Genomic DNA, 22,784 nt, shown 5'->3' with positions numbered 1-22,784 from the left:
TACCGGCAAGCGGTGCTATCCACGACAGTTCGTTGGAACCGACAATCCGGAACGCGCATGGATTTTTTGACACTCCTGCATTCGGCACCCTTGTTGCTGGCCCTGCTCAAGGCCGCGTTGCCGCACGCGGTCGCCACGACGGTGGCATTCGGCCAGTGGTTCGCTTCGGTGCCGCCGTGCCGTGACGTCGCCTTCGAGGCGGCGAGCTTTCTCGTCTGCGAGGTCGATCCAAAGCTGTATTCGATCGAACTGTTCTGGAAAGACCCGGCGGGCAAGCCTTTTCAATCGTTGCACAATCTCGACGACGCCCAGCGCACGGCCGGACGTACCATGCTGTTTGCCATCAATGCCGGCATGTATCATCCCGACCTCAGGCCGGTCGGCCTCTATGTCGAACGCGGCCAGGAAATGGCCGGTGTGAAGACGGGATCGGGCAGCGGCAATTTTTCGCTGCAGCCGAATGGCATCTTCTACATCGGCGGCGGCAAGGCCGTGGTCCGGGCGACCAGGGACTTTGTCAGGCAGCGGCCAGCGACCGACTATGCGACCCAATCAGGGCCAATGCTGGTGATCGACGGCCAGCTTCACCCGAAATTCCGGTCTGACGGCACGTCGCGCAAAAGCCGCGACGGCGTCGGGGTGCGAAAGGATGGGATTGCCGTCTTTGCCATTTCGAACGGCACGGTGACGTTCCATACCTTCGCCCGCCTGTTTCGTGACGCGCTCGGCTGCGACAACGCGCTCTTTCTCGACGGCACGATATCGAGCCTGCTCGCTCCGGCCATCGGCCGCAACGACGACTACTGGAACCTGGGGCCGATGATCGGCGTCTTCAGGAGGCGCTGATGCTTGGCGCCCTCGATCGCGATACGCGCTAAGCCCGTTTATCGCGCCTGCCTCGCAGCCTGATGACAATTACGGCGACGATGATCGCCGCCACCATGGCCGCGATCACCGCCAGGCCGAACAGGCTGGTCGCGTCGAGTTCGGGCAGATTGTCGGCCCCTTTCGCCACCAGCCATCCAGGCGACAGCACGACCGGCGCCCAGACGATCGCCGACAGGATGTTGGCGATCTGGAAGCGGCGCCTGTTCATCCCCATCATGCCCGCGACCAGCGGCACGGTGGCACGCACCGGACCGAAGAAGCGGCCGACGAAAACCGCGGCGAAACCGTAGCGATGGAAGAACAGGCGCGCCCTGGCGATCTCGCGGCGATAGCGGTTGAGCGGCCATTTGTGGACGACGCCGCGCCCGAGCCATTTGCCGAGAAAATAGGAGATGGTGTCGCCGAGCGTCGCACCGATCATCGCGGCGAGGAGAACCGGCAGCGGCTGGACGATACCGGCGCCCACCAGGCCGCCGACGATGATCAGCACCGTGGTGCCGGGCAACAGGATGCCGACCAGCACCAGCGATTCGCCGAAGGCCAGCAATCCGACCACGAGGCCCGCCCAGGCCTGATGGTTCTCGATGAAACAAACGCTCTGGTCGATGAATGACTGCACGCAAGCTCCCTTTTGAAAGTGTTCCTCAGCTGCCGCTGTCGAGCAGGCCCCAGAGTTCGTCGAGCTTGTCGTTGACGAGCCAGCCGCGTGGCCCGGCGCCTTGTCAGGAATCTTGGGAACGCCGGCGCAAAACGCCGCATACCGTTCTCAACAGCCACATCATGGCGCTGTCAAGGCTTGGCCGGACCGCTGCCGGCGGCTGTCTGAAAGGGGGCCACAACTATGGTAAAAAACTTGATTCAATCTTTATTGGTAATTTCTCGTTCATAACTCGTCTGGTTGTCCGTCGGCCGTCGCCTTCGGTCTGTTGTGTTTTGAGTACAGGTCCAGATGCGGTTACCAGGCGTCATCAGTTTCGTGATCGCATCGCTGTTCCTTGCCGGCTGTTCGTCGACATCGGGCATGGATGCGCTCGACATGCAGAAGCCATCCAGTGAAACCACCAGTTCGGTTGTCCGGCCAAGCGCGCCGATCGCATCCGTTCCGCGGGCCAAGGCAAACGCGGCGCGCAATCGGGTCGAGGTTTCGCCCGAGGGCGACACCGCTCGGCCCTTTGGCCTGGCGGAGGAAGAGACGGTGGCATTTCCCGCAGCCGAACTGCCCGACAGCGTCGAGCCGCCGATCGAGGAGGCTGCCCTGGTGTCGCCGCCGAAGCTGTTGTCGCGGGCGGCACCGCCCATGCTGGCCGGACCGGTCACGCGCTACGGCTTCCGCGATGCCAAGCCGATCAATTTCGGCCGCTCGTCGCCCCGTCACCTTGCCGTGCACGGTGTCGACGTGTCGCGCTGGCAAGGCAACGTGAACTGGGAGAAGCTGCGCGCCCAGGGTGCCAACTTCGCCTACATCAAAGCGACCGACGGCGGCGACCATCTCGACCCGATGTTCGCCAGGAACTGGCGCGGCGCCGACGCCGCCGGCCTCAAGCGCGGCGCCTATCATTTCTTCTACTGGTGCCGCACCGCCGGCGAGCAGGCCGACTGGTTCATCCGCAACGTACCCAAGGTCGAGGGCGCGCTGCCGCCGGTGATCGACGTAGAGTGGAACGGCGACTCCAGCTGCCAGCGGCGCCCGTCGCGCGAAAAGGTGCTGGAGAAGATGCAGGTGTTCATGGACAAGCTGGAACGCCACTACGGCCAGCGGCCGATCATCTACACAGCGCCGGATTTCTACCGAGACAACCTTCAGGGCGCCTTCCCGGACTACCCGTTCTGGCTGCGCGCTGTGGCCCGGCACCCGTCAAAGGTCTATCCCGATCGCAAGTGGCTGTTCTGGCAGTATTCCGGCTCCGGCCTGTCGCATGGCGTAACCGGCCGCATCGATCTCAACGTCTTCCATGGCGATGAGCGGCAATGGCGCGCCTGGGCCGGCGGCGGCGGCCGGCAGATGATGGCTGACTCGGACTAGGACGGGATACCGTCCGCCGCCCAGGCGCTCACTCCCGGCCTATCGGAACTGATTGCTCCCGCTGTGCCTTTCCTCGCTCAGCCGCAGCTTCGTCCTCAGGCTCATGATCTCGGCGATGGCGGCATCGATCATGGCGAGAAGCGTCAGCGTGTCGTGCTGGGTTGGGTCGGCCCTGACATAGGCGAGCTGGTTCACGATATCGGGTTCGTCGTCGGCTTTGTCACTCATGCGCATCGTCCCGGCTGTTGTCTTCCTGGATTTTATCCGATCGGGTCGATCGTCAAGTAGCCCTTTATCACGTCATCGTGCGGATGGCCTTGCCGGCGTTCATTTCCCAACCTTGCGAATGGACAAGACATTTCCGTTGCCGTGCTGTCTATATGCGGGCTGCTGCACTCTTGGTCTTCGGGGGGACGAGTTGGAGCTCAAATTTCTATTGGTGGGCTTTGCCTGCACGGTCGCCGGCATGCTGTCGATCGTCACCTTCCTGAAATGGCGAGAGGTCAAGGCGGCCAGCCGCTGGTTGCCGACGCCTGGAAAGATCGTCTCGTCGCGCGTCGAGGCGCGCGAGGTGACGAGCTCCGGCACTGGCTCGGAAAGCAGCACTTCGACCGAGATCCGCAATTTCCCGGCTATCACCTATGAGTACAAGGTGGGCGGCAAGACATTTCAAAGTTCGCACTACAGTGTGCAGGAGAACCTCGGAAATTTCGAAGTCGCCGAAACCCTTGCGCGGTTTCCGCGCGGCGCGGCGGTAACCGTGTTCTATGACCCGTCCAGCCCGGTCAAGGCCGTGATCGAGCGCACCATGCCGGACGGTGCCTTCAAGTTCATGATCCAGCTTTCGGCGGGGCTGGTGGTCGGTGCGCTGGTGCTGGTGTTTTCCGTCGGTGGCGTGCTGGAGGCAATCGGGCCGCATTTGCCCAAGCCGCGGAACCTTGGTGCCGCGGCATTCCTGCTGTTTATAGGTCTTTTTGTGCTGCGCATGGGCTTTGCCCAGAAATCGATGGCCGAGCAGGCGACAAAATGGCCGACCACCGCCGGCCGTATCGATGCGTCCGGCCTGCAGGCGATCAAGATCCGCGACCGGTTCGAAGGCGTGGGATACCGGCCTTGGCGCACTGTCTTCAAATCCCGCATCATCTACAGCTATGGTGTCGCCGGACAGCGCTACAGCGCCGATCGTGTCGCTTTCGGCGCCAGCGTGACGGCCTCGCTGCCCGGCCTCGTCGGCGGTCAGGCGAGGCGGTATATCGAGGGCGGCAAGGTCGATGTGCACTATGACCCCGCCAATCCCGCCTCGGCGGTGCTCGAATGCCGGGTGCGCGGGCTCTGGCTGCTGTGGGTCTGTTCGGCAGGCTTTCTCGGCGGCGCGGCGTTGCTGGTCGGGCTGGTCTGAGTGTCGCCGCCTTCAGCAGCGGACGAGAGGTCCGCTGTCGAATCCCCGCCAGATCAACCGCACCGTCGCGCCATCTCTTTGGATATGGATGATGCGCGAAAAGGGTTCGTCAAGCGATGGGTCCTCGCCATAACACTGGCTGGCGCGAACGAGCCAACCGGTGGCGGTTCTGCGGAAGCTCGCGTGCTCGCAGCCGAGGTTGGGAAACGACAGGGCCGACTGATCCACGGTGAAGACAGTCTGGCGCTGGACGTCTGCGGTCGCATGGCAGTTCAACCTGTCCCTGGACCACGTCCCGACATAGGGCGCGGCCGCTGCGGCCGGCACAATCGTAGTTGCGGAGATCGCTATGATCATTGCCAAACGCTGCATCTTTGTCCCCTGGGCTGCTGTGTTCGATCATACAGATTGCGGGTTTGCGTGGGGCAAGTTTTCGATCGAGGTGCGATGGACACAGCGGTTCCGGATTTCGTTTACGGTTTTGCACGGATGATGCGAGACTGTGCAGTCCGGCACGCAGCCGGCCCTGCTTCACAACGCTTTCCCCGAGATTTCGATGATCATTCGCAAACTGGCCTTTGTTGTCCTGGGTTCGCTCGGGCTCATGCAAGCGGCGAGCGCCAAGGAATGCCTCCTGAGCCATGCCACCTATCGGGAGCCACGTTCGGGCGCGGTCATGCAATTCCGGCCGCTCGACAACGAACCGGCGGCACTGACGGCGCAGGTGTTCTCGCTGATCGTGCCCCATACCGACATAAGCCTGCCGGCCGACATCACCTGGACCAACGGCAAAAATTCATTTCCGCTCGGCACCATCCGCCACCCCTGCACCGACGATAATCGCGAAGCGGGGCTGCAGGACGGCAGCGGGCTGTGCAGGATATGGGACGGGCAGGTCTACGCCCTGACCGGCGGCGGCGCCGAGCAGCTGAATTCGCGCGAAGCGACGCCAGCGCCGAAAGGGCTGTTGCTGCCGGAGTTCGGTGCGACGTTCAGCGAGTGGCCCGACTTCGCCAACGCCAACCCCGACGGCTCGGCCTGGGATGCCTTTGCCTTGACGGGATGCAGCGATGAATAGCGCGATGAGACTGATCAGCTTGACCTTCGCCCTGCTTGCGTCCGGATCGATTCCCGCTGTGGCGGGCGAATCGGCGCCGTCGCGCCCGCCCATCGACAAATGCGTTTGGGAAAGGCTGACGGACAAAAATATCGGGCTCGCCGCCTGGGTGCAGCGCTGTGATTTTGGCTTCCGCCAGATTCATTTCGAATTCGTCGGCAATGCGCTCGCCATCAAGTACAGCGATGGCGGCGCAGCCGATCCGCTTGTCGAGGTGTTCGACATCCAGTCTGGCAAAACCGCCGAAGCCGCCTTGCAGCGTCTGTTCCTTGAAAAGACCGACAAGGCCGTCAGCGCCCGCTGTGTGCTGACGCCTTACACCGAGGGCACCGTGCCCGCCGGCGTCAAGCGCTACACGTTCAGCCCGGACGCTGCCTATGCGAAAGAGCTGAAGGCGAAGGCCGACCCTAACGAGGTCCCCGAACCGCCCTGCGGCGACTGGGGCGAAATGCCAGACGGGATTCAGTATTTCGAAGTGCCGGCGGGTGCGGGGCGGAAGGTGCTATTCGTCCGCGTGGGCCAGGACGAACCGTTGGTTGATGAGCAGACGTTGCGGGCGTTGCCGGTGGGTGCGCTGGGTAGAGGTCAGTTGGGATCGACAGAATCCCGGTCTAAATGAAACTTGGCCGCACGCCCTTGGCGGATGGCCGAACGTTGCTGAGCAGTAGGGTACGCTTACACACGAGTTACTCTACAGCGGGGACTAAGGCCTGCAGTGTTGCGTTAGCAAGATTAGGAATTCGTCGGAAAGCCCCACCTCGACTTTGCAACGGCTCGTACTGGCTATTTTGCAGGGGCCTTAGCTCGATAGTTCTGTCAGCACGGACTAGTCTCACTAGTTGGCCATCCCAAGACCAATCCGATACTGCTGCACGCATTCTGCTCAATGTAGCGGCGACATCAGCACAATTGCCAGCACGCCGAACTGGGTCGGCTCTCGTTAAATCTCGAATGCAACGTTTCGCAGTCGCATTTATCCAAGGCGGCAAGGTACTGAAATCAAGCAACTCTTTCGCGTTCCGCACGACGGCGAATGACGGTATCGGTAAATATTGAGCGCTCAATGTCATCCGCGATAACCGCGTATTTGCGCCAATCGCCGGGGGAAAAGTAATCTGTGCCTTCATATGACAGTCTGCCGCCGCAAAGCTGGAATAATACGCAACCAATTTGATATGCGTCGCCCTTGATGCTGTAGCGATGTGAGGCAAATGACTCGGGCGGTCGGAAAAGAACGGAATGGCCCGAAGCTGGGACGTCCTCTTCATTGTCTAAAAGTCTTCTAACGCTACCAAAATCAGCGATCTGAGGGACCGAATTGTCGATGACAATGTTCCCCGGCTTCAGGTCTCTATGGATCATATTTAATGCATGAATGGCGCTAGCGCCGTTGCAAATCCCGGAAGCAATATCAATTGCACGATGCACTGATGGGCGAGACTGAATCACCGTGTCAAGCGTGCCCCCCGCGCGGCGTGGCATAACAAAAAAGGCCCAATCGTCGGATATGTTTTGCGCATTGTGTATTGGAATTACGTTTGGAGATTGTATCTGAGCCAAGAGGTTTGGCTCATCATGCCTTCGTTCCCCAGGTGCGCCGAAGTAGAACTTTATTGCCACGGGTACGTCAGTGACTCGATTGATTCCAAAAAACACGTATCCATTCGCCCCTTCGGGGTGAGCTTCTATATCTCGGTAGTGAGCCTGAAGTTGCTCCAAGGTTGCGGCGATTTCGTCCGGGTACATGGGGTTATTTCTTGCTATGTGAAGCAGCTGCCTTGTAAGCGGGCTCTAAGTATTTTTTCACGAGTCCATCGGCGATCGCACACTTTGCAATTTTGTGCGCAGATACAAACTCTACATCGCATGGTGAGTTTGCTAACGCTATTCCCTCCATCTTGAGGGATGCTGCCCCGGCGCTCATGGTGCCTTTCTCTGGTTTTGTTTTAATAGAAATTTGGTCTGGCTTTGTAACATTGTACATGGACTGCACTGCATCTTGGAAGGCCCTTAGGGCATCCTTCGAGCGAGTATCAGCGAGCGTCAACCTGTTGGCCGTTACGATCTTTGTATTTTCTTCGCCTACGTCCAGAAGGACGTAATTTAAAAACTTAGCGTTAAATTCAATTCCAAGTACACGCATAACTATGCCTCCCCTCTTTTTGAGGCTCAATCTATTGCAAATTGGTAAAATAAAAAAGCCGGGCATGAATATGCCCGGCTCAAAAATTATGTGTCAAAATTCAAGATTAGCTGCACCCGCTCGTGGCGCCGCACGTGTCGCACTTCTCGCAAGTTCCATTCCGCACCATGGTAAAGTTCTGGCACTCGGAGCAGGAATTGCCGGTGTAGCCCTGGAGCAGCGACTTGGCGCGGCGGTCGGCGGCGAGTTTCTTCGCTTCGGCCGCTTCATGGGCCGCCGTATCGGTGAACAGCGCCGCAGTGGTATCGGTCGAGGCATCGGAGGCCGCCTCCTCGAAGGCGATGTCTTCCGCCAATTCCTTGGCCCGCTCCTCATAGTCGCGCTTGTAGGCGATCGCCTCGTCGCTCGCGGGCTTCAACGCCAGCACGTTGGAGCCGGAGAAGGCTGTCGGCGCCGAACGGGCAGGGATGCCGGAGGAGCCGGCAAAACCCTTCGGCTCGTTGCCGCTTGCCCTCGACACCAGCTTTACCGGCGAGCCGCGGGTCAGGCCCTTGGAGACGGCGTCGGTCTTGCCTTCGCTGATGCCGCGGCCAAGTGCGGTGTTGGAGAAGTCCGACTGGTCGACATGGGCGAGATCGTTGCGGCCGAGATAGGAGATGGCGAGCTCCCTGAACACGTAGTCGAGGATCGACGTCGCGCTCTTGATGGCATCGTTGCCGATGACCATGCCGGCCGGCTCGAATTTGGTGAAGGTGAAGGCGTGCACATATTCGTCGAGCGGCACGCCATATTGCAGGCCGAGCGAGATCGCGATGGCGAAGTTGTTGAGAAGGCCACGCAGCGTGGCACCCTCCTTGTTCATGTCAATGAAGATCTCGCCGAGACGGCCATCGTCATATTCGCCGGTGCGCAGGAAGATGGTGTTGCCACCGATCTTGGCCTTCTGCGTGTAACCCTTGCGGCGGCCGGGCAGCTTCTCCTGCTCGCGCGACACGCGTTCGATGATGCGTTCGACGATGCGCTCGGTGATCTGCGCCGCGCGCGCCGCAGCCGGTGCCTGGATCAGCTGCTCGATCGCATCGTCCTCATCCTCTTCGCCATCGGCGAGCAGCGAGGCACTCAGCGGCTGCGACAGCTTCGAGCCGTCGCGGTAGAGCGCGTTCGCCTTCAGCGCCAGCTTCCACGACAGCATGTAGGCGTTCTTGGCATCCTCCACCGTCGCGTCGTTCGGCATGTTGATGGTCTTGGAGATGGCGCCGGAAATGAAGGGCTGTGCCGCCGCCATCATCTGGATGTGGCTGTTGATCGAAAGCGAGCGCTTGCCGATCTTGCCGCACGGGCTGGCGCAGTCGAACACGGGGAGGTGTTCGGCCTTGAGGAAGGGCGCGCCTTCCAGCGTCATCGCACCGCAGACATGGATGTTGGCGGCCTCGATGTCCTTCCGGGAGAAACCCAGCGCCGGCAGCATTTCGAACGAGAAGTCGTTGAGCTGCTCGTCGGTGAAGCCGAAAGTTTCCTTCACCCAGTCGGCGCCGAGCGTCCACTGGTTGAAGACGAACTTGATGTCGAAGGCCGACTTCAGCGCGGCGTTGAGCGCCGCGATCTTGTCGTCGGTGAAGCCCTTGGCCTTGAGCGAGCCGGGGTTGACGGCCGGCGCCTGGTTGAGATTGCCGTGGCCGACCGCATAGGCCTCGATCTCGGCGATCTGGCTCTCGGAATAGCCCAACGTGCGCAGCGCCTCCGGCACGGCGCGGTTGATGATCTTGAAATAGCCGCCGCCGGCGAGCTTCTTGAACTTCACCAGGGCGAAGTCGGGCTCGATGCCGGTGGTGTCGCAATCCATGACCAGGCCGATCGTGCCGGTGGGCGCGATCACGGTAGCCTGCGCGTTGCGGTAGCCATGCTCCTCGCCAAGCTCGATGGCACGGTCCCATGCGGCCTTGGCATGGGTCGCCAAATCCTGCTGCTTCAGATCCGACGCCACGAGAGGCACCGGATTGACGGCGAGCTTTTCGTAACCGTCCTTGTCGCCATAGGCGGCGCGGCGATGATTGCGCATGACGCGCAGCATATTCTGGGCGTTACGGTCATAGTCGGGGAAGGCGCCGAGCTCGGAAGCCATTTCCGCCGAGGTGGAGTAGGCGACGCCGGTCATGATAGCGGTCAGCGCGGCGCAGATGGCGCGGCCCTCGTCCGAATCGTAGGGAATGCCCGAAGTCATCAGCAGGCCGCCGATGTTGGCATAGCCGAGGCCCAGCGTGCGGTAGTCGTAGGAGAGCTTGGCGATCTCCTTCGACGGGAACTGCGCCATCATCACCGAGATTTCCAGCACCATGGTCCACAGCCGCACCGTGTGCTCGTAGGCTGCGATATCGATCGTGCCGTCGGCATTGCGATAGGGGAGCAGGTTGATCGAGGCGAGGTTGCAGGCCGTGTCGTCGAGGAACATGTATTCCGAGCATGGGTTGGAGGCCCGGATCGCACCGGCCGAAGCGCAGGTGTGCCAGTCGTTCATCGTCGTGTTGAAATGCAGACCGGGATCAGCCGAAGCCCAGGCGGCGTAGCCGATCTTTTCCCAGAGGTCCCGCGCCTTCAGCGTCTTCAAGACCTTGCCGTCCTTGCGGGCGGTCAGGTGCCAGTCGGCGTCGGTCTCGACGGCGCGCAGGAAGTTGTCCTTCAGCGACACCGAATTGTTGGAGTTCTGGCCCGAGACCGTCAGGTAGGCGTCAGAATCCCAGTCGGTGTCGTAGGTCTTGAACGACATCGACTTGTAGCCCTGCTTGGCGAACTGAATGACGCGGTAGATGTAATTTTCCGGCACTGCCGATTTCTTGGCCGCCTTGATTTCGCGCTTCAGCGCCGTGTTGACGGCCGGATCGAAGCAGTCGTCGTCATGGCCTTCGCAATTGACGCAGGCCTTCATGATCGCTTCGAGGTGCTTCTTGACGATCTTGGAGCCGGTCACCAGCGAGGCGACCTTCTGCTCTTCATTGACCTTCCAGTCGATGAATTCCTCGATGTCGGGGTGGTCGGCGTCGACGATGACCATTTTCGCCGCGCGGCGCGTCGTGCCGCCCGACTTGATGGCGCCCGCGGCGCGGTCGCCGATCTTGAGGAAGCTCATCAGGCCGGACGAGCGGCCGCCGCCGGACAGCTTTTCGCCTTCGCCGCGCAGCAGCGAGAAGTTCGAGCCGGTGCCGGAGCCATATTTGAACAAGCGCGCCTCGCGCACCCACAGATCCATGATGCCGCCCTCGTTGACGAGGTCGTCCTGCACGCCCTGGATGAAGCAGGCATGCGGCTGCGGATGCTCATACGAGGATTTCGACTTCGTCAGCTTGCCGGTGAAGGGGTCGACATAGAAATGGCCCTGGCTCGGGCCGTCGATGCCGTAGGCCCAGTGCAGGCCGGTGTTGAACCATTGCGGCGAGTTCGGCGCGACGCGCTGCGTCGCCAGCATATAGGCAAGCTCGTCGCGGAAGGCGCGCGCGTCTTCCTCCGACGCCTTGAAGTAGCCGCCCTTCCAGCCCCAATAGGTCCAGGTGCCGGCCAGCCGGTCGAAGACCTGACGGGCGTCGATCTCGGAACCATAGCGCTCGGCCTCGGGCAGCTTGGCGAGCTCCGCCTCATCGGCGACGGAGCGCCACAGGAAGGAGGGGACGTCGTTCTCCTCGACCTTCTTCAGGCGCGCAGGAACGCCGGCCTTGCGAAAATATTTTTGGGCCAGGATGTCGGCGGCCACCTGGGAAAACTGCGCCGGCACGTCGATGTTGTCCAAGCGGAACACCACCGAGCCATCCGGATTCTTGATCTCGGAAAGCGCCTTGCGGAATTCGATCTCCGCATAAGCGGCCCCTTCTTGGCCTGCATGTCCTGGCTTGGTGAAACGACGCTCGATGCGCATTGGTCCGGTCCCTTTTGTCTACATATAGCGCTTTCATCGGGGGATTTCTGCCCCCAAAAGACGAAACGCGCAGTCCGCCGTTTGCCGGCATCGCGAACAATGCCGGCATCTCCTCTTCGCGGGCGCGGCCACGCACACGACAAAACGCCTTGCCGGGCGTTTGCCGAGGCTGCCAACCGACCCCGCGGGTCCCTCAAAACTGAATTTTTCGATTCCCTCACCCGAGGGAAGTTCACACTATCTAGCGTCGAACCTAGCTGCAAACACTAAATATAGTATTAACAGACAATTTATTCCAGTCCGACAATTCTCCCTTTCGTCGCCCCACCACCCACGATCCCAACGCTTCCGCCGGCCTCATAAACGGGCGGAAATGCGGGCAAAACGCACATAATCCGGGAAAAAGACCGGGCTCAGAACTTTCCGGTCGCGCTCTCAACAGGAGCGCATGGCCTATAAAAGGCGACTCGTTTGGAGCCGTCAAGGATTCGTTTGCGTAGCTTTTGTGACCCCAACATCTTGTGTGTCACACATGTGGATAACGGGGATAGAATTGACCGCTTGCGGCGGCCATTTTCCGGCGGCAGGCACACGCGATCACCCAGTCCGCGATACGCGGGCTGCGTAAAGACTGTCCCGCAGGCAGCAAAAGCCGGCAAGCCGGTGCGCAGGGCGTCAGCCGTAGTGCAGCTTCGGCTTGGGCTCGGTACCGGTGAACTGTACGCCGATCCGGTCATTGCGGCGCCAGCGAACCTCGCAGCGATAGGCGACGCCGTCGAGCGGCACATAAAGAAGGAAATGGTCGGGAACCCGAGCTTCGAGCGGCATTTTCAGTTCGGCGCCGTCCGCATGCTGGTTGCGGACTGTGCAACCGACTTCTGAATTCTGGATTCCGGTGATGATCGTTCCACCTTTGAGCACGCGCGGCCGATGCTCGCGCTTTGGCTCGCCGGGATCTTGCTGAAGTGGGTCTGCGGGATTCGTCATCGATCAAACCAGGAGTGACCGATTCTTAGCGAAGAAAAATTAGCAAACCATTGCGGCACAGCACAAGGTCGTGAATCCGCCGTGATACACGCAAAAGCCGTCTATCAGGAGAACCTGCGCGGGTCGGCACAGAAATAGGCGATGATCTGACAGAGGTCGGGCTCATTGACCATGCGCACGGCTTCGCTGGAACTGACCCATTTGCGGGTGCGGGAGTGCTTTTCCTTCCAGCGGTCTGCGATCTTGTCGACGTGCAACGGAAACACCAGCACCTCGCAAGGCACTTCTTCGCCCGAAGCCAGCACCTTGGCATAGAAATAACGGCCGGCTTCGAGATGGGAGATGTTGCCGCGCAAACCGGCTTCCTCGGCGGCCTCGCGCGCGGCCGCTTCGCAGAGCGGCTCCCTGGCTTCCGGCCAGCCTTTCGGCAACACCCACCGGCCAGTGTCGCGGCTGGTGATCAGCATGACCTCGACGCCATCCCCAGTATCGCGCCAGGGCAGGGCAGCAACCTGCAGACGGCACGGCGCCGAGCCGAAGAGCCGTCGGACTCTTTCAGCAAGGTGGTTGTGCGTCGTTGGCCGTGTCAACATCGGAGAAGCTAGCCCCAGCCTCCAGAATCGTTTGCCGTCTTATGAATCTTACGGCTAATTGTGGCCAATAAAAGTAAAAACTTCGGTCACGCCAGCTAATTCCCGTCAACAAGGCGTCGATTTCACAGGATAGTTTGTCGGCGGGTCGCTCCGCGCAAGCAAATATCGTCATCGGCGCTGGCTTGATTGGCAAAAAGCGGCTTGCCTCGAATCAGCCGGCGTGATCGTCGGCGATCGGCTTCTGATAGGTGAAGCCCATGTCCCAGGGAAAATAGATCCAGGTGTCCTGGCTGACCTCGGTGACGAAAGTATCGACCAGCGGCCGGCCCTTGGGCTTGGCGTAGACGGTCGCGAAATGGGCCTTGGGCATCATTGCGCGCACGATGCCGGCGGTCTTGCCGGTGTCGGTCAGGTCGTCGATGATCAGCACGCCGGCGCCATCGTCGGCCAGCAAGGCAGGCGTGATCTCCTTCAGCACCTGCAATTGTCCCTGGCTGGTGTAGTCGTGATAGGAGGCGACACAGACCGTCTCGATGACGCGGATGCCGAGTTCGCGCGAGATGATAGCCGCCGGGACCAGGCCACCGCGCGTGATGCAGACGATAGCCTTCCATTGACCCTTGCTTGCGCCGGCAAGCCGCCAGGCAAGTGCGCGGGCGTCGCGATGGAACTGGTCCCAGGAGACCGGGAAAGCTTTTTCGGGAAGGGACATGTCTCGCGCACTCCGCGGCACGCGACAGCCGCGTGCAAGAAAACAGGGGAATGCGCGCGGAATTAACTGGAAACCCCACGGCTTGGCAAGGGTGGCTGGTAGCGATCGCTGTGGACTTACCGCGACAGGAAGGCTGCTACCTGTGCCGTGCGCAGCACCGTGCGCGTCACCCCGCCGAACAGAAGCTGGCGCAGCCAGGAGTGGCTGTAGGCGCCAAGCACCAGCAGATCGGCGCCGGTCTCGGCGATCCTGTTCTGGATCATGTCGTCGACCGAGGTGCCGCCCGATTTCTGCACCGAGACGCTGACGGTGGCGCCGTGGCGCGACAGCGCGGAGGCGATTTCGGCGCCCGCGGCCTCCGGGCTTTCGTCGAGCGTATCGGGTGGGTCGATGACCAGTATGTCGGTTTTCTCGGCCTCGATGATGAAGGGCAGGGCATCGAAGGCGGCGCGGGCGGCCTCCTTGCTGCCGTTCCAGGCGAGCAGAACGCGTTTGAAGGTGGTGACGAGAGGGCCGGCATGCGGCACCACCAGCACCGGCCGGCCGGCATCGTAGACCAGCGTATCAACGTCGGCGCCAGGATCGCCGTCGGTCTCGCGTTGGGCGGCGATGATGAGATCGGCGGCGCGCACGTTTGAAATGCCGGTCAGCGCGCTGTCGCCGGAGAAGCTCTCCAGGCTGCGCCATTCGAAGGAGAGGCCGGAATCCTCGATGCGCCTCAGGAAGAAAGCCTGGAGTTTTTCGGCCCGCTCCCGGTTCATGTCGGCGGAAACCTGCAGGAACTCCGTATCGGGAAAACCCGTCGCCGAAGTGTAGGGCACCGGGAGCGCCTCGGCATGGATGCCGATCAGATGGCTTTCGAAGCGGCTGGCAAGCGGAATGGCGCAGTCGAGCACCCGCTCGGCGTCCTGCTCATTCTGCAGAATGGCAACGATGGTCTTGAAGCGCATGATGATCCCTCGATCTTGCGAGTGACGGGTCGCGGCAGGGAAACGTTGCGGCGTCGACCTTGGTTCCGGTTTGCGCCGGATCAGCTCGCCTTGCCGGCGAAGCCGGCCACCATGGCCTCGACATCGGCGCGCGCGGCTTCAAGCGCATCCGCGCTGCGGGCACGAACCACCAGTTCGGTCCAGAATTTGCCATCGCCATATTTAGGGTAGGAGCCGATGATCGTATCCGGATGCGCTTTCTGGATCTCACCCAACGGCCCGCCGACAAGACCCTCGCCGAACGGACAGTGCACCGTGGCCGACAGCATTTTCGTGCCGGTCTTCAGCGTCGGGACGACATTGTCGAGCATGGCCTGGAAGATCGACGGCACGCCGGCCATGACATGGACGTTGCCAATGCGGAATCCGGGGGCCACGGACACCGGGTTGTCGATATGGTCGGCGCCGCGCGGCATTCGCGCCATGCGCTTGCGAGCCTCCGTGTATTCGATGCCGCGTGCGGCATAGCTCGCCTCCAGCAGGGCATAGGCCTTGGCATCGTATTCACAGGGCACGCCGAATGCCTTGGCGATCGAATCGGCCGTGATGTCGTCATGCGTCGGGCCAATCCCGCCGGTGGTGAACACATAGGTATAGCGTGTGCGCACGGCATTCACCGCCGCGACGATCTCGTCTTCCTCGTCGGGAACAATGCGCACCTCCTTCAGGTCGATGCCGACCGCCGTCATGATATCGGCAAGGTGGCCGATGTTCTTGTCCTTGGTGCGGCCGGACAGAATCTCATCGCCGATGACAAGCATGGCGGCAGTGACGATTTCAGGCATGGAACGCTCCGGCAGACGGGCCGTCTGAATAGCGCGGCCGACGGGCGGCGGCAATGCCCGCCAAATGGCGAACGTTCCCGACTACATGGTCGCCGGCGGCGGGGGCTGGGGCTGCGGCCGGCGCATTTCCATGCGACTTCGACCGATGTCGTCGCGGTCGAACAGGATCTCGGCGGCGTCGAGCAGCGTTACAGCGAGATTGATATGCCGGCCGGCATCCTGTTCGGCAGCGCCGACCGCGTCATCGGCATGGCCATCCACGGCGAACCGATGCGCGACAGGATCGGCGGGCTCGATTTCGAGGCGGTCGACGGCCTTGGCCACATGCCGCAATTCGCCGCGCCTGAACAAGTCGTCGCCTTCATCGAGCGCATCGCGGCGCGCGCTTTTGTCGCCCCGGCATCACCGCCACTTCACGAAATTTCAGGGAACCATGCGGCTGACTATTGGGTTTTCACCCTGTCGCACCCAAGACGACCAAAGTAGATACGGAGTAACTAATATGTATGTAAAACTTCTAGCCGCATCCGCTCTGACGATTGGTCTCGCCACATCGGCCATGGCTCAGTCGTCAGAACCGACATATACCAACCACAGCTGGTGGCTGTTCGGCAACAATGACGAGACAACTGTCGATCCAAGCACCACAGGAAGCATCAACGCCTACGGCTCGGGGCTGAGCACCCAAGGCCATACTGGAGGTATCGGCCCATGTGCTCACAACACGCCTGGTCCCGACGCCAATTCCGGGCAGAACGTCAACGATCGGTACTGCGGCAAGTAATTCGGCCACAGCGCGCCGGCTGGCCGCGGATGGTTTTCATACTATCCGCGGCCATAGTTCTGCTGGATCAATCCGAGATTTCAGTCTGAGGCCGGTCGCGGCCGTCGGCCAGTTCCTCGTGCCATTTGCCCTCGGCGTCCTCATACTGGATACCGTCGGTGGAACCCGCCACTTGTTGCTCGGCCGAAGCGATCTCGGCGGCGCGCAACGCATCCTGATGGGTGGGAAATGTCTCCGAGAAGGTTGAGCCGACCTTGTAGGCCCAGCCACCGTCGTGCTCGACGATCTTGTAAGTAAGCTTCGCCATCAAAACCTCCAGTTAAAGGTCCGCCTGCTCAATGCAACCGGTCGTCGGGCAGCTTATCGTCGGGCACCAGGACTTCCGATTCCCTGGCGGCCTCGATCAGTGCCCGGCGCGCTTCCGCTGTCGAACGATAACCTTCCAGCACTTTGAGGCAAGTGTCGAGAGCATCACGATGACGGGGGCCGCGATTGAGCGGCCACACAGTCATCAGGCACTCCGCCGCCTCCTGGGTCGAGCGGATATGGCGATATTTGCCGACGTGGCCAAGCTCGACCACGACAGGCGTTTCAAAAGGTTTGTTGTCCATCATGGCCGCAACGCAAAGCAGCCAATTTGGTTGCAAAAATGGCCTTTGGTCTGCGCCCAAAAGTCGCGTCGCCTCCGTAACGCGCACTGGATGATTGGCGTCTCAGTAACCGCAGTTGTTGCGCAGCCAACGTGCATTCGCCCAGCCGGTGCCGCCGCCGATTTCGACCTGGTACCAGTTGCCGCGCCGGTCGAAGATCTCGGTATGGTCGCCGTTGAACAATTGCCCGATCATCTGCGATGACGAGTTCGGCCGTGTGCGCACGGCCAGAAAGCCGCTGCCGGTCGCCAGATTGTAGCGGCCGGAGAGGCCGTGCACCGTACCCTCGCAATATTGCGCGACGGTCGGCGTCGAAGCACCGAGCCAAAACCCGACCACAGCCATAAGTGCTGCAGCCGACAAGAGTGCCCTGAACGACATGATTATCTCCCAAGCCGGCCGCGCCCGCCGCAGCCTGACCAGCGTAACAGGTTGCGGCCAGAATTGAAGCGGGTCGTCGGCGAACGGTCCGGGATCACAAGCAGGAGTGCGCCGGGATCGGGAGATGAGCGATCAGCCGGCGGCCTTCATCCAGTGTTGCATCGTCGTCACCGAGCGGGCGAGCTGCGGTGCCGGATGAATTTTTTCACTGAAGGTGGCGGCCGCACGCCATCCCCAGCGCGGATCGGCGAGGAAGGCGCGTGCCAGCGCCACCATGTCGGCGCGGCCTTCGGCTATAACAGCCTCGGCCTGTCTCGGGTCGTCGATCAGGCCTACCGCACGGGTCGGAATGCCGGCGCCCTTGCGCACGGCTTCAGCCAGATGCACCTGATAGCCCGGCCCGGTGGGCAATTTCTGCAACGGCGAATTGCCGCCGCTCGAGCAGCAGAGATAGGCGATGCCTTCGGCCTTCAGCACTTTCGCCACCTCGATCGCGTCCTCGACGTCAAAGCCGCCATCGACCCAGTCCTTCACCGACAGCCGTGCGCCGAGCATCAGCTTTGGCGCTGCTTTCTTCACCGCCCTGGCGATCTCGACGACAAGACGCATCCGGTTTTCCAGCGAGCCGCCCCAGCGATCCGTGCGCTGGTTGGACAGCGGCGACAGGAACTGGAAGATCAGGTAGCCGTGCGCCGCGTGCAGTTCGATGAAGTCGAAGCCGGCGCGTTCGGCCCGCCTGGCGGCTTCCGCGAACCGCCCGATGAGCTGCAGGATTTCCTCGTCCTCCAGGGCGTGCGGCACGTTCCAGCCGGTGTCGTAGGCGATGGCCGAGGCCGAGACGGTCTGCCAGGGATCCTCATTTGGCTGCAATGGGCCGCCACCTTCCCAGGGCTTGCGGTTCGAGGCCTTGCGGCCGGCGTGCGCCAGCTGCGTGCCGAACTTCGTGCCGGGTGCGGCCACGCGCCGGGCCGCGTCCAGCGCGCGGCGCGCGGCGGCCTCATTGTCTTCGGAATAGAGGCCGAGGCAGCCATGGCTGATGCGTCCGCGCCGCTCGACATCGGTCATCTCCACCGTGACCATGCCGGCGCCGGACATGGCCAGATTCATCCAGTGGTAAAGATGCCAATCGCTGGCCGAGCCGTCCTCGGCGGAATACTGGCACATCGGCGCCACGGCGATGCGGTTGGGCAAGGTGAGCCCATCGAGTGTGATCGGCTGGAAAAGCGATGTCGTCATGAACAAACTCCGGGAGGGGAATGCGCTATTTAGGCAATGGCACCCTTCCATACCACACACGAGACAGTGAAGGGTGCTGGACCAATCGCTGGCCCGATTGCGCCTGTACCGGTTCGCGGCTACGCCTGCCTCCGCCAGAAAGCATCGAGGTGTCAGATGGAAGACCGCATTCGTATCCGCTCGGAAGAGATTCTTTCCAACGACTGGGCAGTCCTGAAGAAGACCGTGCTCGACTACCGCCGGCGTGACGGCCAATGGGAGACGCAGATTCGCCAGACTTATGATCGCGGCGACGGCGCGGTGATCCTGCCCTATGACCCCCGGCGTTCGACCGTGCTTCTGGTGCGTCAGTTCCGCTATCCCGCCTATGTCACCGGCCACCGCGAACCGCTGATCGAGGCCTGTGCCGGGCTGCTGGACGAAAAAGATCCGGAGACCGCCATCCGCAAGGAAGCTGAGGAAGAACTGGGTTACCGGTTGAACAAGATCGAGCGGCTGTTTTCGCCTTACATGAGTCCCGGCAGCGTGACCGAGCGGCTCTGGTTCTTCATCGCGCGCTATTCGCCCGCCGACCGCATCTCGGCCGGTGGCGGCGCACCCGACGAAGGCGAGGACATCGAGGTCCTGGAAATGCCGCTCGACGAAGCGCTGGCCGGCATCGCCGATGGCCGCATCATCGATGCCAAGACCATCATCCTGATCCAGCATCTGAAGCTGAACCCGATGGCGGCTTGATCAGAGGCCGAGGGATTCCAATTCAGCCCGCATGATCCAACAGGCGGGTGGTTGCTGCGTCATGATGATGTTCGGAATTAACGCGATCGATGCCTTCGACGGTGATGGCGAACGTCCCGTTTTCTGTTCTGGCTATCCAGCCCTTCGCTTTTAGATACCAGAGGTGAAACTCGAGGTGCTCACGCGGACAGCCTGACATTCGTTCGAGCTCATCGTCGCCAATGCCAGGATTGTTGACGTCCTGTCGGCGTTTTACATAAAGCAGTGAGAGCACTTTGGCTTGAAAGACCGAATCGCGATCGAGGTTGTTGCTGTTGCTCGCCTGATCGGTCAGCTCGGCCCGGAGGTTCAAATGGGCCTTGTACTGAATATCGTATTGCGCACGCTTGACCGGATCCTTGAGCGTGTTGTGAGCCTCCAGGATATCGCTGAAGCGTGACTCGTTGCCGGTGACCTGGTTGTCGGGGTGGTAGCGCATGGCAAAGTGACGAAAAATGCGCTCTATCGTTTCCGAATTTGCATTCGGACTGATTTCCCGGCATCTCATAGAAGTCAACGAACATACCTGGTTCCCCATGCCATGCATTTTCGGCTGTCTCTGCCGCACTGTCAGTGACAACCTTGGCGATAACTATAGAGTATATATTTCATGATTTAATAATATGACGAGCGTACAAAGGACAGGCACAGGATTTAAGCGAAAAAGTCGGACCTTTGCGTCCTGAGCCGCAGACTTTAGTCTGGGAGCATTTCGCTCGTCGGAGGCGGCTTGCATGACTGATAAACCTTCTGACCCTCCGGTAGAGCGTCGAACGCACCTGCGTGAGGTGGTTTTGAAGGACGCGTTCATAATCACGCAGGACGGCGAAATAGGCTGCGCCGTCAGAAATCAGCATGAGCACGGCGCCGAGTTGCGTGTCGCCGCGGGGGCAAAAGTGCCAGATAACTTCCGGCTGCGCGTACCGTTGGACGGCGCGACCTATCGAGCGGAAGTGCGGTGGAGAAAAGGCGAGCGGCTAGGCATCCAGATCCACGGCAATTTCTCGCTGAAGATCAGATGATAAGGGGAGGCCGCCCTGATATTCAGGGGCACGCCCAGGCGCCGCGTTGGGGTGGGTTTCGTGGTCCCAGCATCCCGGCCCGCTCTCTTCGATCGTGACCTTATCGCCAATCGCTTGCCTATATATTAGAGCAAGCGCATATTCTTCGGGGAGCAATGGGCGGGGGAGCTAAGAATGTGCAGCACCTGTGATGGTACAGGGGTCGGCCGGAGGGAGTTCCTCAAAGTCGGCGCGGGACTCGTTGCGTTTGGCCTTGGTGGGGCCACGTGGTCGGCGCGCGCGGCCCAAGGCGCGGCGACCCCATTGAGCCTCGATGAAGCGCTCGCTGCGCTAAAATCCGGCAACGAAAGCTACGTCAGTCACCCGGAACTCTGCTCGATCGATCTGGCCGCGCAGCGGAACGCTGTCGCCGCACACCAGGCGCCCTGGGCCACCATCATCAGTTGCGCCGACAGTCGCGTTCCTCCGGAGCTGATCTTCGGCGGTCACGGCGTTGGAGAACTGTTCGTCGCCCGCAATGCCGGCAACCTCGTCGACACTGCGACGCTCGGTACGGTTGAATACGGGGCAGCGGTGCTCGGCTCACCCTTGATCGTCGTTCTTGCGCACACAAACTGCGGCGCCGTCAAGGCGGCGTGCGACGTGGTCACCAAGAACGCGACCTATCCTGGCGCGATCGGCCCGATGATCGAACCGATCCTGCCCGCGGCGATAGCAATGCGGAGCGAAGCGGGTGATTTCGTCGACAACACCGCCAAGGAGAGCGCGCGGAGGACCGCGAGGCGCCTGGCCGCCTCGAGCAAGGTGCTGGCCAGCCTCATCAAGGCGGGGAAGCTGAAGATAGTCGCGGCAATCTATGACTTGCAAACGGGTGCGGTGACTTACATCGAATGACACACCCGTCATCGAGATCGAAGGCTCTGGGGCCTCTATGCGTCGGCGTCTGGCTTGGCTTGCCTTCCGGGGGGCGGTGACGGCCACCTATCTCGGCTACAAGGGGCGCGGCAGGCGTTAGGCAGGGCGCAAGGACGCGCCGGAATAGTGATGGCGGTCATCAACTGACGCCTTGCCATTGCCAATCGGAATGAGCGGCATGCGCGAAGCTTTCATCGCAATGGTAATCTTCCTATGCCTGACGGTAGCCGCGCTCGCCAGCACGGCGATATGGCCAAAATTGCCGGCCAAACATCGTGACGACGACACGAACACCGTGGTTCGGCACGCCGCGAACCTGTTCGGGGTCATGACCTCGCTGATGCTCGGCCTGATGATCAACTCGGCCAGGAACACCTTCGAATCGATCGACCGCAACGTGCACGCCTATGCGACCGAATTGATCCTTCTCGACAGGACCTTGCGCCAATATGGCCCGCAAACCGACACGGTACGCCAGCCGCTGGTCGTCTATGTGCAGCGGGTAGCGGGTGATTCTTCGCCCACCAGCGAGACGCTGGTCGCCGCCAACCGGCTCTCTGAGCAGTTGCTGGCGGAAATCGGCACCCGGCTGAGTGCGCTGGCGCCGACCGACGATGCGCATGGCTTCATTGTGCAGGACGCCCGCCAGCATTTGCAGAAAGTGCTGGAGTTGCGCTGGGTGCTGATCGAGCAGTCGGAGGGCACGATCCCGGTGCCTCTGATCACGCTCCTGGTCACCTGGCTGGTGCTGATCTTCGCCAGCTTCGGCTTCAGGGCGCCACGCAATACGATCACCATTTCGACCTACGCGGCATCGGCGGCTTTGGTTGCCGGGGCGATCTACCTGATCTTCGACATGGACGTGGCTTTCTCCGGCCCGATCCAGATTTCAATGGCCCCGATGGAGAGGGCGCTGTCCGAGTTACAGCAGTGATCCGCAGCCGGTGACCACGCCGGTTATATGACGTTGCGGCGGTTCAACACAGAAAAATCAACCAAACTTGAAGCCTTTTGCTGGTGCGGTCGACGGGAATCGAACCCGTACGATCACAGATCGAGGGATTTTTTTAAGTCTCTTTGGCGCACTGGTGTGGGCGACGGGACTTGAACCCGTAAGTGTTTGAAGCACCGGCAGATTTTAAGTCTGCTGCGTATACCAGTTCCGCCACGCCCACCTCCCACATAGTGGGAAATCCCGCAGTTCTCCCACATGGTCGAGCTTAGGATTTGCCGTTGACTACCACGAGCTTAGGAGCAGCGCCACCTTGTAGGACAGCGAGGTTGTCCAGCAGATGGTTTGTTCTGCGGTGCCCGAACGCGCAACCCAGAGGAGGTCGCGTAACGATACTGGCGCGATCACGGAATTATCCGCGCCGCGGGCGTGGGTAAATATCTGGGCGGCGGACTTGATCCGCCATGGCCGGCGCCTCTCAGGCCCAACCCATCCCCCCGCCCACTTGGGAGCGCCGGCCATGGCGGATC

The 22,784-nt window shown here is 61.3% G+C and carries 27 protein-coding genes and 1 tRNA gene; 10 read left to right on the top strand and 18 right to left on the bottom strand.

The genetic code is table 11. The features are described 5' to 3' along the window. The first annotated feature begins 57 nt into the window (after nt 1–57). Nucleotides 58–846 carry a phosphodiester glycosidase family protein gene (locus FJ960_RS15270; RefSeq protein WP_140715027.1) on the top strand — a complete coding sequence of 263 codons (789 nt, stop codon included), beginning with the start codon at nt 58–60 and terminating at the stop codon, nt 844–846. A gap of 28 nt (nt 847–874) precedes the next feature. Here the strand turns inward: FJ960_RS15270 and FJ960_RS15265 are convergent, their stop codons facing one another. Continuing rightward, entirely contained in the window at nt 875–1,507 is a 633-nt protein-coding gene (locus FJ960_RS15265) for a DedA family protein (RefSeq protein WP_140506302.1), read from the bottom strand. A gap of 330 nt (nt 1,508–1,837) precedes the next feature. Between FJ960_RS15265 and FJ960_RS15260 the strand changes: the two genes are divergently transcribed. Further along, nucleotides 1,838–2,911, top strand: a complete 1,074-nt coding sequence (locus FJ960_RS15260; protein ID WP_140715025.1) for a GH25 family lysozyme — start codon at nt 1,838–1,840, stop codon at nt 2,909–2,911. 39 nt (nt 2,912–2,950) lie between these two features. Here FJ960_RS15260 and FJ960_RS15255 read toward each other — a convergent pair whose 3' ends face one another. After that, complete coding sequence (locus tag FJ960_RS15255) at nt 2,951–3,139, bottom strand: hypothetical protein (RefSeq protein ID WP_140506298.1); 189 nt, start codon at nt 3,137–3,139, stop codon at nt 2,951–2,953. Between the two features lie 190 nt (nt 3,140–3,329). On the opposite strand from FJ960_RS15255, the gene FJ960_RS15250 reads away from it, so the two are divergent. After that, complete coding sequence (locus FJ960_RS15250; RefSeq protein ID WP_246672838.1) at nt 3,330–4,310, top strand: DUF3592 domain-containing protein; 981 nt, start codon at nt 3,330–3,332, stop codon at nt 4,308–4,310. A 12-nt stretch (nt 4,311–4,322) separates the two neighbouring features. Here FJ960_RS15250 and FJ960_RS15245 read toward each other — a convergent pair whose 3' ends face one another. Then, a complete protein-coding gene (locus FJ960_RS15245) occupies nt 4,323–4,682 on the bottom strand; it encodes a hypothetical protein (RefSeq protein ID WP_140715021.1) in 360 nt (119 codons plus the stop codon). A gap of 184 nt (nt 4,683–4,866) precedes the next feature. On the opposite strand from FJ960_RS15245, the gene FJ960_RS15240 reads away from it, so the two are divergent. Further along, nucleotides 4,867–5,388 (top strand): hypothetical protein, encoded by a 522-nt coding sequence (locus FJ960_RS15240; RefSeq protein WP_140715019.1) that lies wholly within the window; start codon nt 4,867–4,869, stop codon nt 5,386–5,388. A 4-nt stretch (nt 5,389–5,392) separates the two neighbouring features. Further along, nucleotides 5,393–6,046, top strand: coding sequence for a hypothetical protein (locus FJ960_RS15235; RefSeq protein ID WP_140715017.1), 654 nt, complete (start codon nt 5,393–5,395; stop codon nt 6,044–6,046). Between the two features lie 380 nt (nt 6,047–6,426). Here FJ960_RS15235 and FJ960_RS15230 read toward each other — a convergent pair whose 3' ends face one another. From FJ960_RS15230 to FJ960_RS29505, 9 genes are all read right to left on the bottom strand, one after another. Beyond that, nucleotides 6,427–7,173, bottom strand: coding sequence for a protein kinase (locus FJ960_RS15230; protein ID WP_140715015.1), 747 nt, complete (start codon nt 7,171–7,173; stop codon nt 6,427–6,429). Between the two features lie 4 nt (nt 7,174–7,177). Next, nucleotides 7,178–7,636 (bottom strand): DUF3010 family protein, encoded by a 459-nt coding sequence (locus FJ960_RS15225; RefSeq protein ID WP_140715013.1) that lies wholly within the window; start codon nt 7,634–7,636, stop codon nt 7,178–7,180. Between the two features lie 40 nt (nt 7,637–7,676). Next, nucleotides 7,677–11,474, bottom strand: coding sequence for a vitamin B12-dependent ribonucleotide reductase (locus FJ960_RS15220; protein WP_140715011.1), 3,798 nt, complete (start codon nt 11,472–11,474; stop codon nt 7,677–7,679). Between the two features lie 675 nt (nt 11,475–12,149). Continuing rightward, on the bottom strand, nt 12,150–12,461 hold the full coding sequence (locus tag FJ960_RS15215) for a PilZ domain-containing protein (protein WP_140506283.1): 312 nt from the start codon (nt 12,459–12,461) through the stop codon (nt 12,150–12,152). Between the two features lie 104 nt (nt 12,462–12,565). Beyond that, nucleotides 12,566–13,054: an NUDIX hydrolase gene (locus FJ960_RS15210; protein WP_140506281.1), complete on the bottom strand. Its 489-nt coding sequence runs from the start codon at nt 13,052–13,054 to the stop codon at nt 12,566–12,568. Nucleotides 13,055–13,265: 211 nt separating this feature from the next. Beyond that, nucleotides 13,266–13,766, bottom strand: coding sequence for a xanthine phosphoribosyltransferase (gene gpt / locus FJ960_RS15205; protein ID WP_027145490.1), 501 nt, complete (start codon nt 13,764–13,766; stop codon nt 13,266–13,268). Nucleotides 13,767–13,882: 116 nt separating this feature from the next. Beyond that, a complete protein-coding gene (locus FJ960_RS15200; RefSeq protein WP_140715009.1) occupies nt 13,883–14,716 on the bottom strand; it encodes a universal stress protein in 834 nt (277 codons plus the stop codon). An 80-nt stretch (nt 14,717–14,796) separates the two neighbouring features. Continuing rightward, nucleotides 14,797–15,540 (bottom strand): competence/damage-inducible protein A, encoded by a 744-nt coding sequence (locus FJ960_RS15195; protein ID WP_140715007.1) that lies wholly within the window; start codon nt 15,538–15,540, stop codon nt 14,797–14,799. 81 nt (nt 15,541–15,621) lie between these two features. Next, nucleotides 15,622–15,864 carry a hypothetical protein gene (locus tag FJ960_RS29505; RefSeq protein ID WP_181174247.1) on the bottom strand — a complete coding sequence of 81 codons (243 nt, stop codon included), beginning with the start codon at nt 15,862–15,864 and terminating at the stop codon, nt 15,622–15,624. A 178-nt stretch (nt 15,865–16,042) separates the two neighbouring features. Between FJ960_RS29505 and FJ960_RS15185 the strand changes: the two genes are divergently transcribed. Next, on the top strand, nt 16,043–16,324 hold the full coding sequence (locus FJ960_RS15185; RefSeq protein ID WP_140506275.1) for a hypothetical protein: 282 nt from the start codon (nt 16,043–16,045) through the stop codon (nt 16,322–16,324). A 67-nt stretch (nt 16,325–16,391) separates the two neighbouring features. Here FJ960_RS15185 and FJ960_RS15180 read toward each other — a convergent pair whose 3' ends face one another. From FJ960_RS15180 to FJ960_RS15165, 4 genes are all read right to left on the bottom strand, one after another. Next, entirely contained in the window at nt 16,392–16,631 is a 240-nt protein-coding gene (locus tag FJ960_RS15180; RefSeq protein ID WP_027145493.1) for a DUF2188 domain-containing protein, read from the bottom strand. A 28-nt stretch (nt 16,632–16,659) separates the two neighbouring features. After that, nucleotides 16,660–16,938 carry a DUF982 domain-containing protein gene (locus FJ960_RS15175; RefSeq protein ID WP_032935880.1) on the bottom strand — a complete coding sequence of 93 codons (279 nt, stop codon included), beginning with the start codon at nt 16,936–16,938 and terminating at the stop codon, nt 16,660–16,662. 99 nt (nt 16,939–17,037) lie between these two features. After that, on the bottom strand, nt 17,038–17,355 hold the full coding sequence (locus FJ960_RS15170; RefSeq protein ID WP_140715005.1) for an SH3 domain-containing protein: 318 nt from the start codon (nt 17,353–17,355) through the stop codon (nt 17,038–17,040). 132 nt (nt 17,356–17,487) lie between these two features. Beyond that, nucleotides 17,488–18,591 (bottom strand): NADH:flavin oxidoreductase/NADH oxidase, encoded by a 1,104-nt coding sequence (locus FJ960_RS15165; RefSeq protein WP_140715003.1) that lies wholly within the window; start codon nt 18,589–18,591, stop codon nt 17,488–17,490. Nucleotides 18,592–18,747: 156 nt separating this feature from the next. On the opposite strand from FJ960_RS15165, the gene FJ960_RS15160 reads away from it, so the two are divergent. After that, nucleotides 18,748–19,326 (top strand): NUDIX domain-containing protein, encoded by a 579-nt coding sequence (locus tag FJ960_RS15160; protein ID WP_140715001.1) that lies wholly within the window; start codon nt 18,748–18,750, stop codon nt 19,324–19,326. Nucleotides 19,327–19,348: 22 nt separating this feature from the next. Here FJ960_RS15160 and FJ960_RS15155 read toward each other — a convergent pair whose 3' ends face one another. Beyond that, the gene (locus tag FJ960_RS15155; protein ID WP_246672835.1) at nt 19,349–19,804 is read right to left on the bottom strand and encodes a DnaJ domain-containing protein; all 456 of its coding nucleotides are present in this window, start codon (nt 19,802–19,804) and stop codon (nt 19,349–19,351) included. A 295-nt stretch (nt 19,805–20,099) separates the two neighbouring features. On the opposite strand from FJ960_RS15155, the gene FJ960_RS15150 reads away from it, so the two are divergent. The 3 genes from FJ960_RS15150 to FJ960_RS15140 all read left to right on the top strand — a co-directional run bounded on the left by FJ960_RS15150 (nt 20,100) and on the right by FJ960_RS15140 (nt 22,236). Beyond that, on the top strand, nt 20,100–20,387 hold the full coding sequence (locus tag FJ960_RS15150) for a PilZ domain-containing protein (protein ID WP_027145499.1): 288 nt from the start codon (nt 20,100–20,102) through the stop codon (nt 20,385–20,387). A 303-nt stretch (nt 20,388–20,690) separates the two neighbouring features. After that, nucleotides 20,691–21,281 carry a carbonic anhydrase gene (locus tag FJ960_RS15145; protein WP_246672833.1) on the top strand — a complete coding sequence of 197 codons (591 nt, stop codon included), beginning with the start codon at nt 20,691–20,693 and terminating at the stop codon, nt 21,279–21,281. 199 nt (nt 21,282–21,480) lie between these two features. Further along, the gene (locus tag FJ960_RS15140) at nt 21,481–22,236 is read left to right on the top strand and encodes a DUF4239 domain-containing protein (RefSeq protein WP_140714997.1); all 756 of its coding nucleotides are present in this window, start codon (nt 21,481–21,483) and stop codon (nt 22,234–22,236) included. 152 nt (nt 22,237–22,388) lie between these two features. Here the strand turns inward: FJ960_RS15140 and FJ960_RS15135 are convergent. Beyond that, nucleotides 22,389–22,477: transfer RNA gene (locus FJ960_RS15135), tRNA-Leu, on the bottom strand. Between the last annotated feature and the right edge of the window lie 307 nt (nt 22,478–22,784).

Source organism: Mesorhizobium sp. B2-3-11, assembly GCF_006442215.1.
GTDB classification, from domain to species: Bacteria; Pseudomonadota; Alphaproteobacteria; order Rhizobiales; family Rhizobiaceae; genus Mesorhizobium; species Mesorhizobium salmacidum.
Note: the sequence above shows the minus strand (reverse complement) of the source record. Positions and strands in the feature narration are given on the sequence as shown.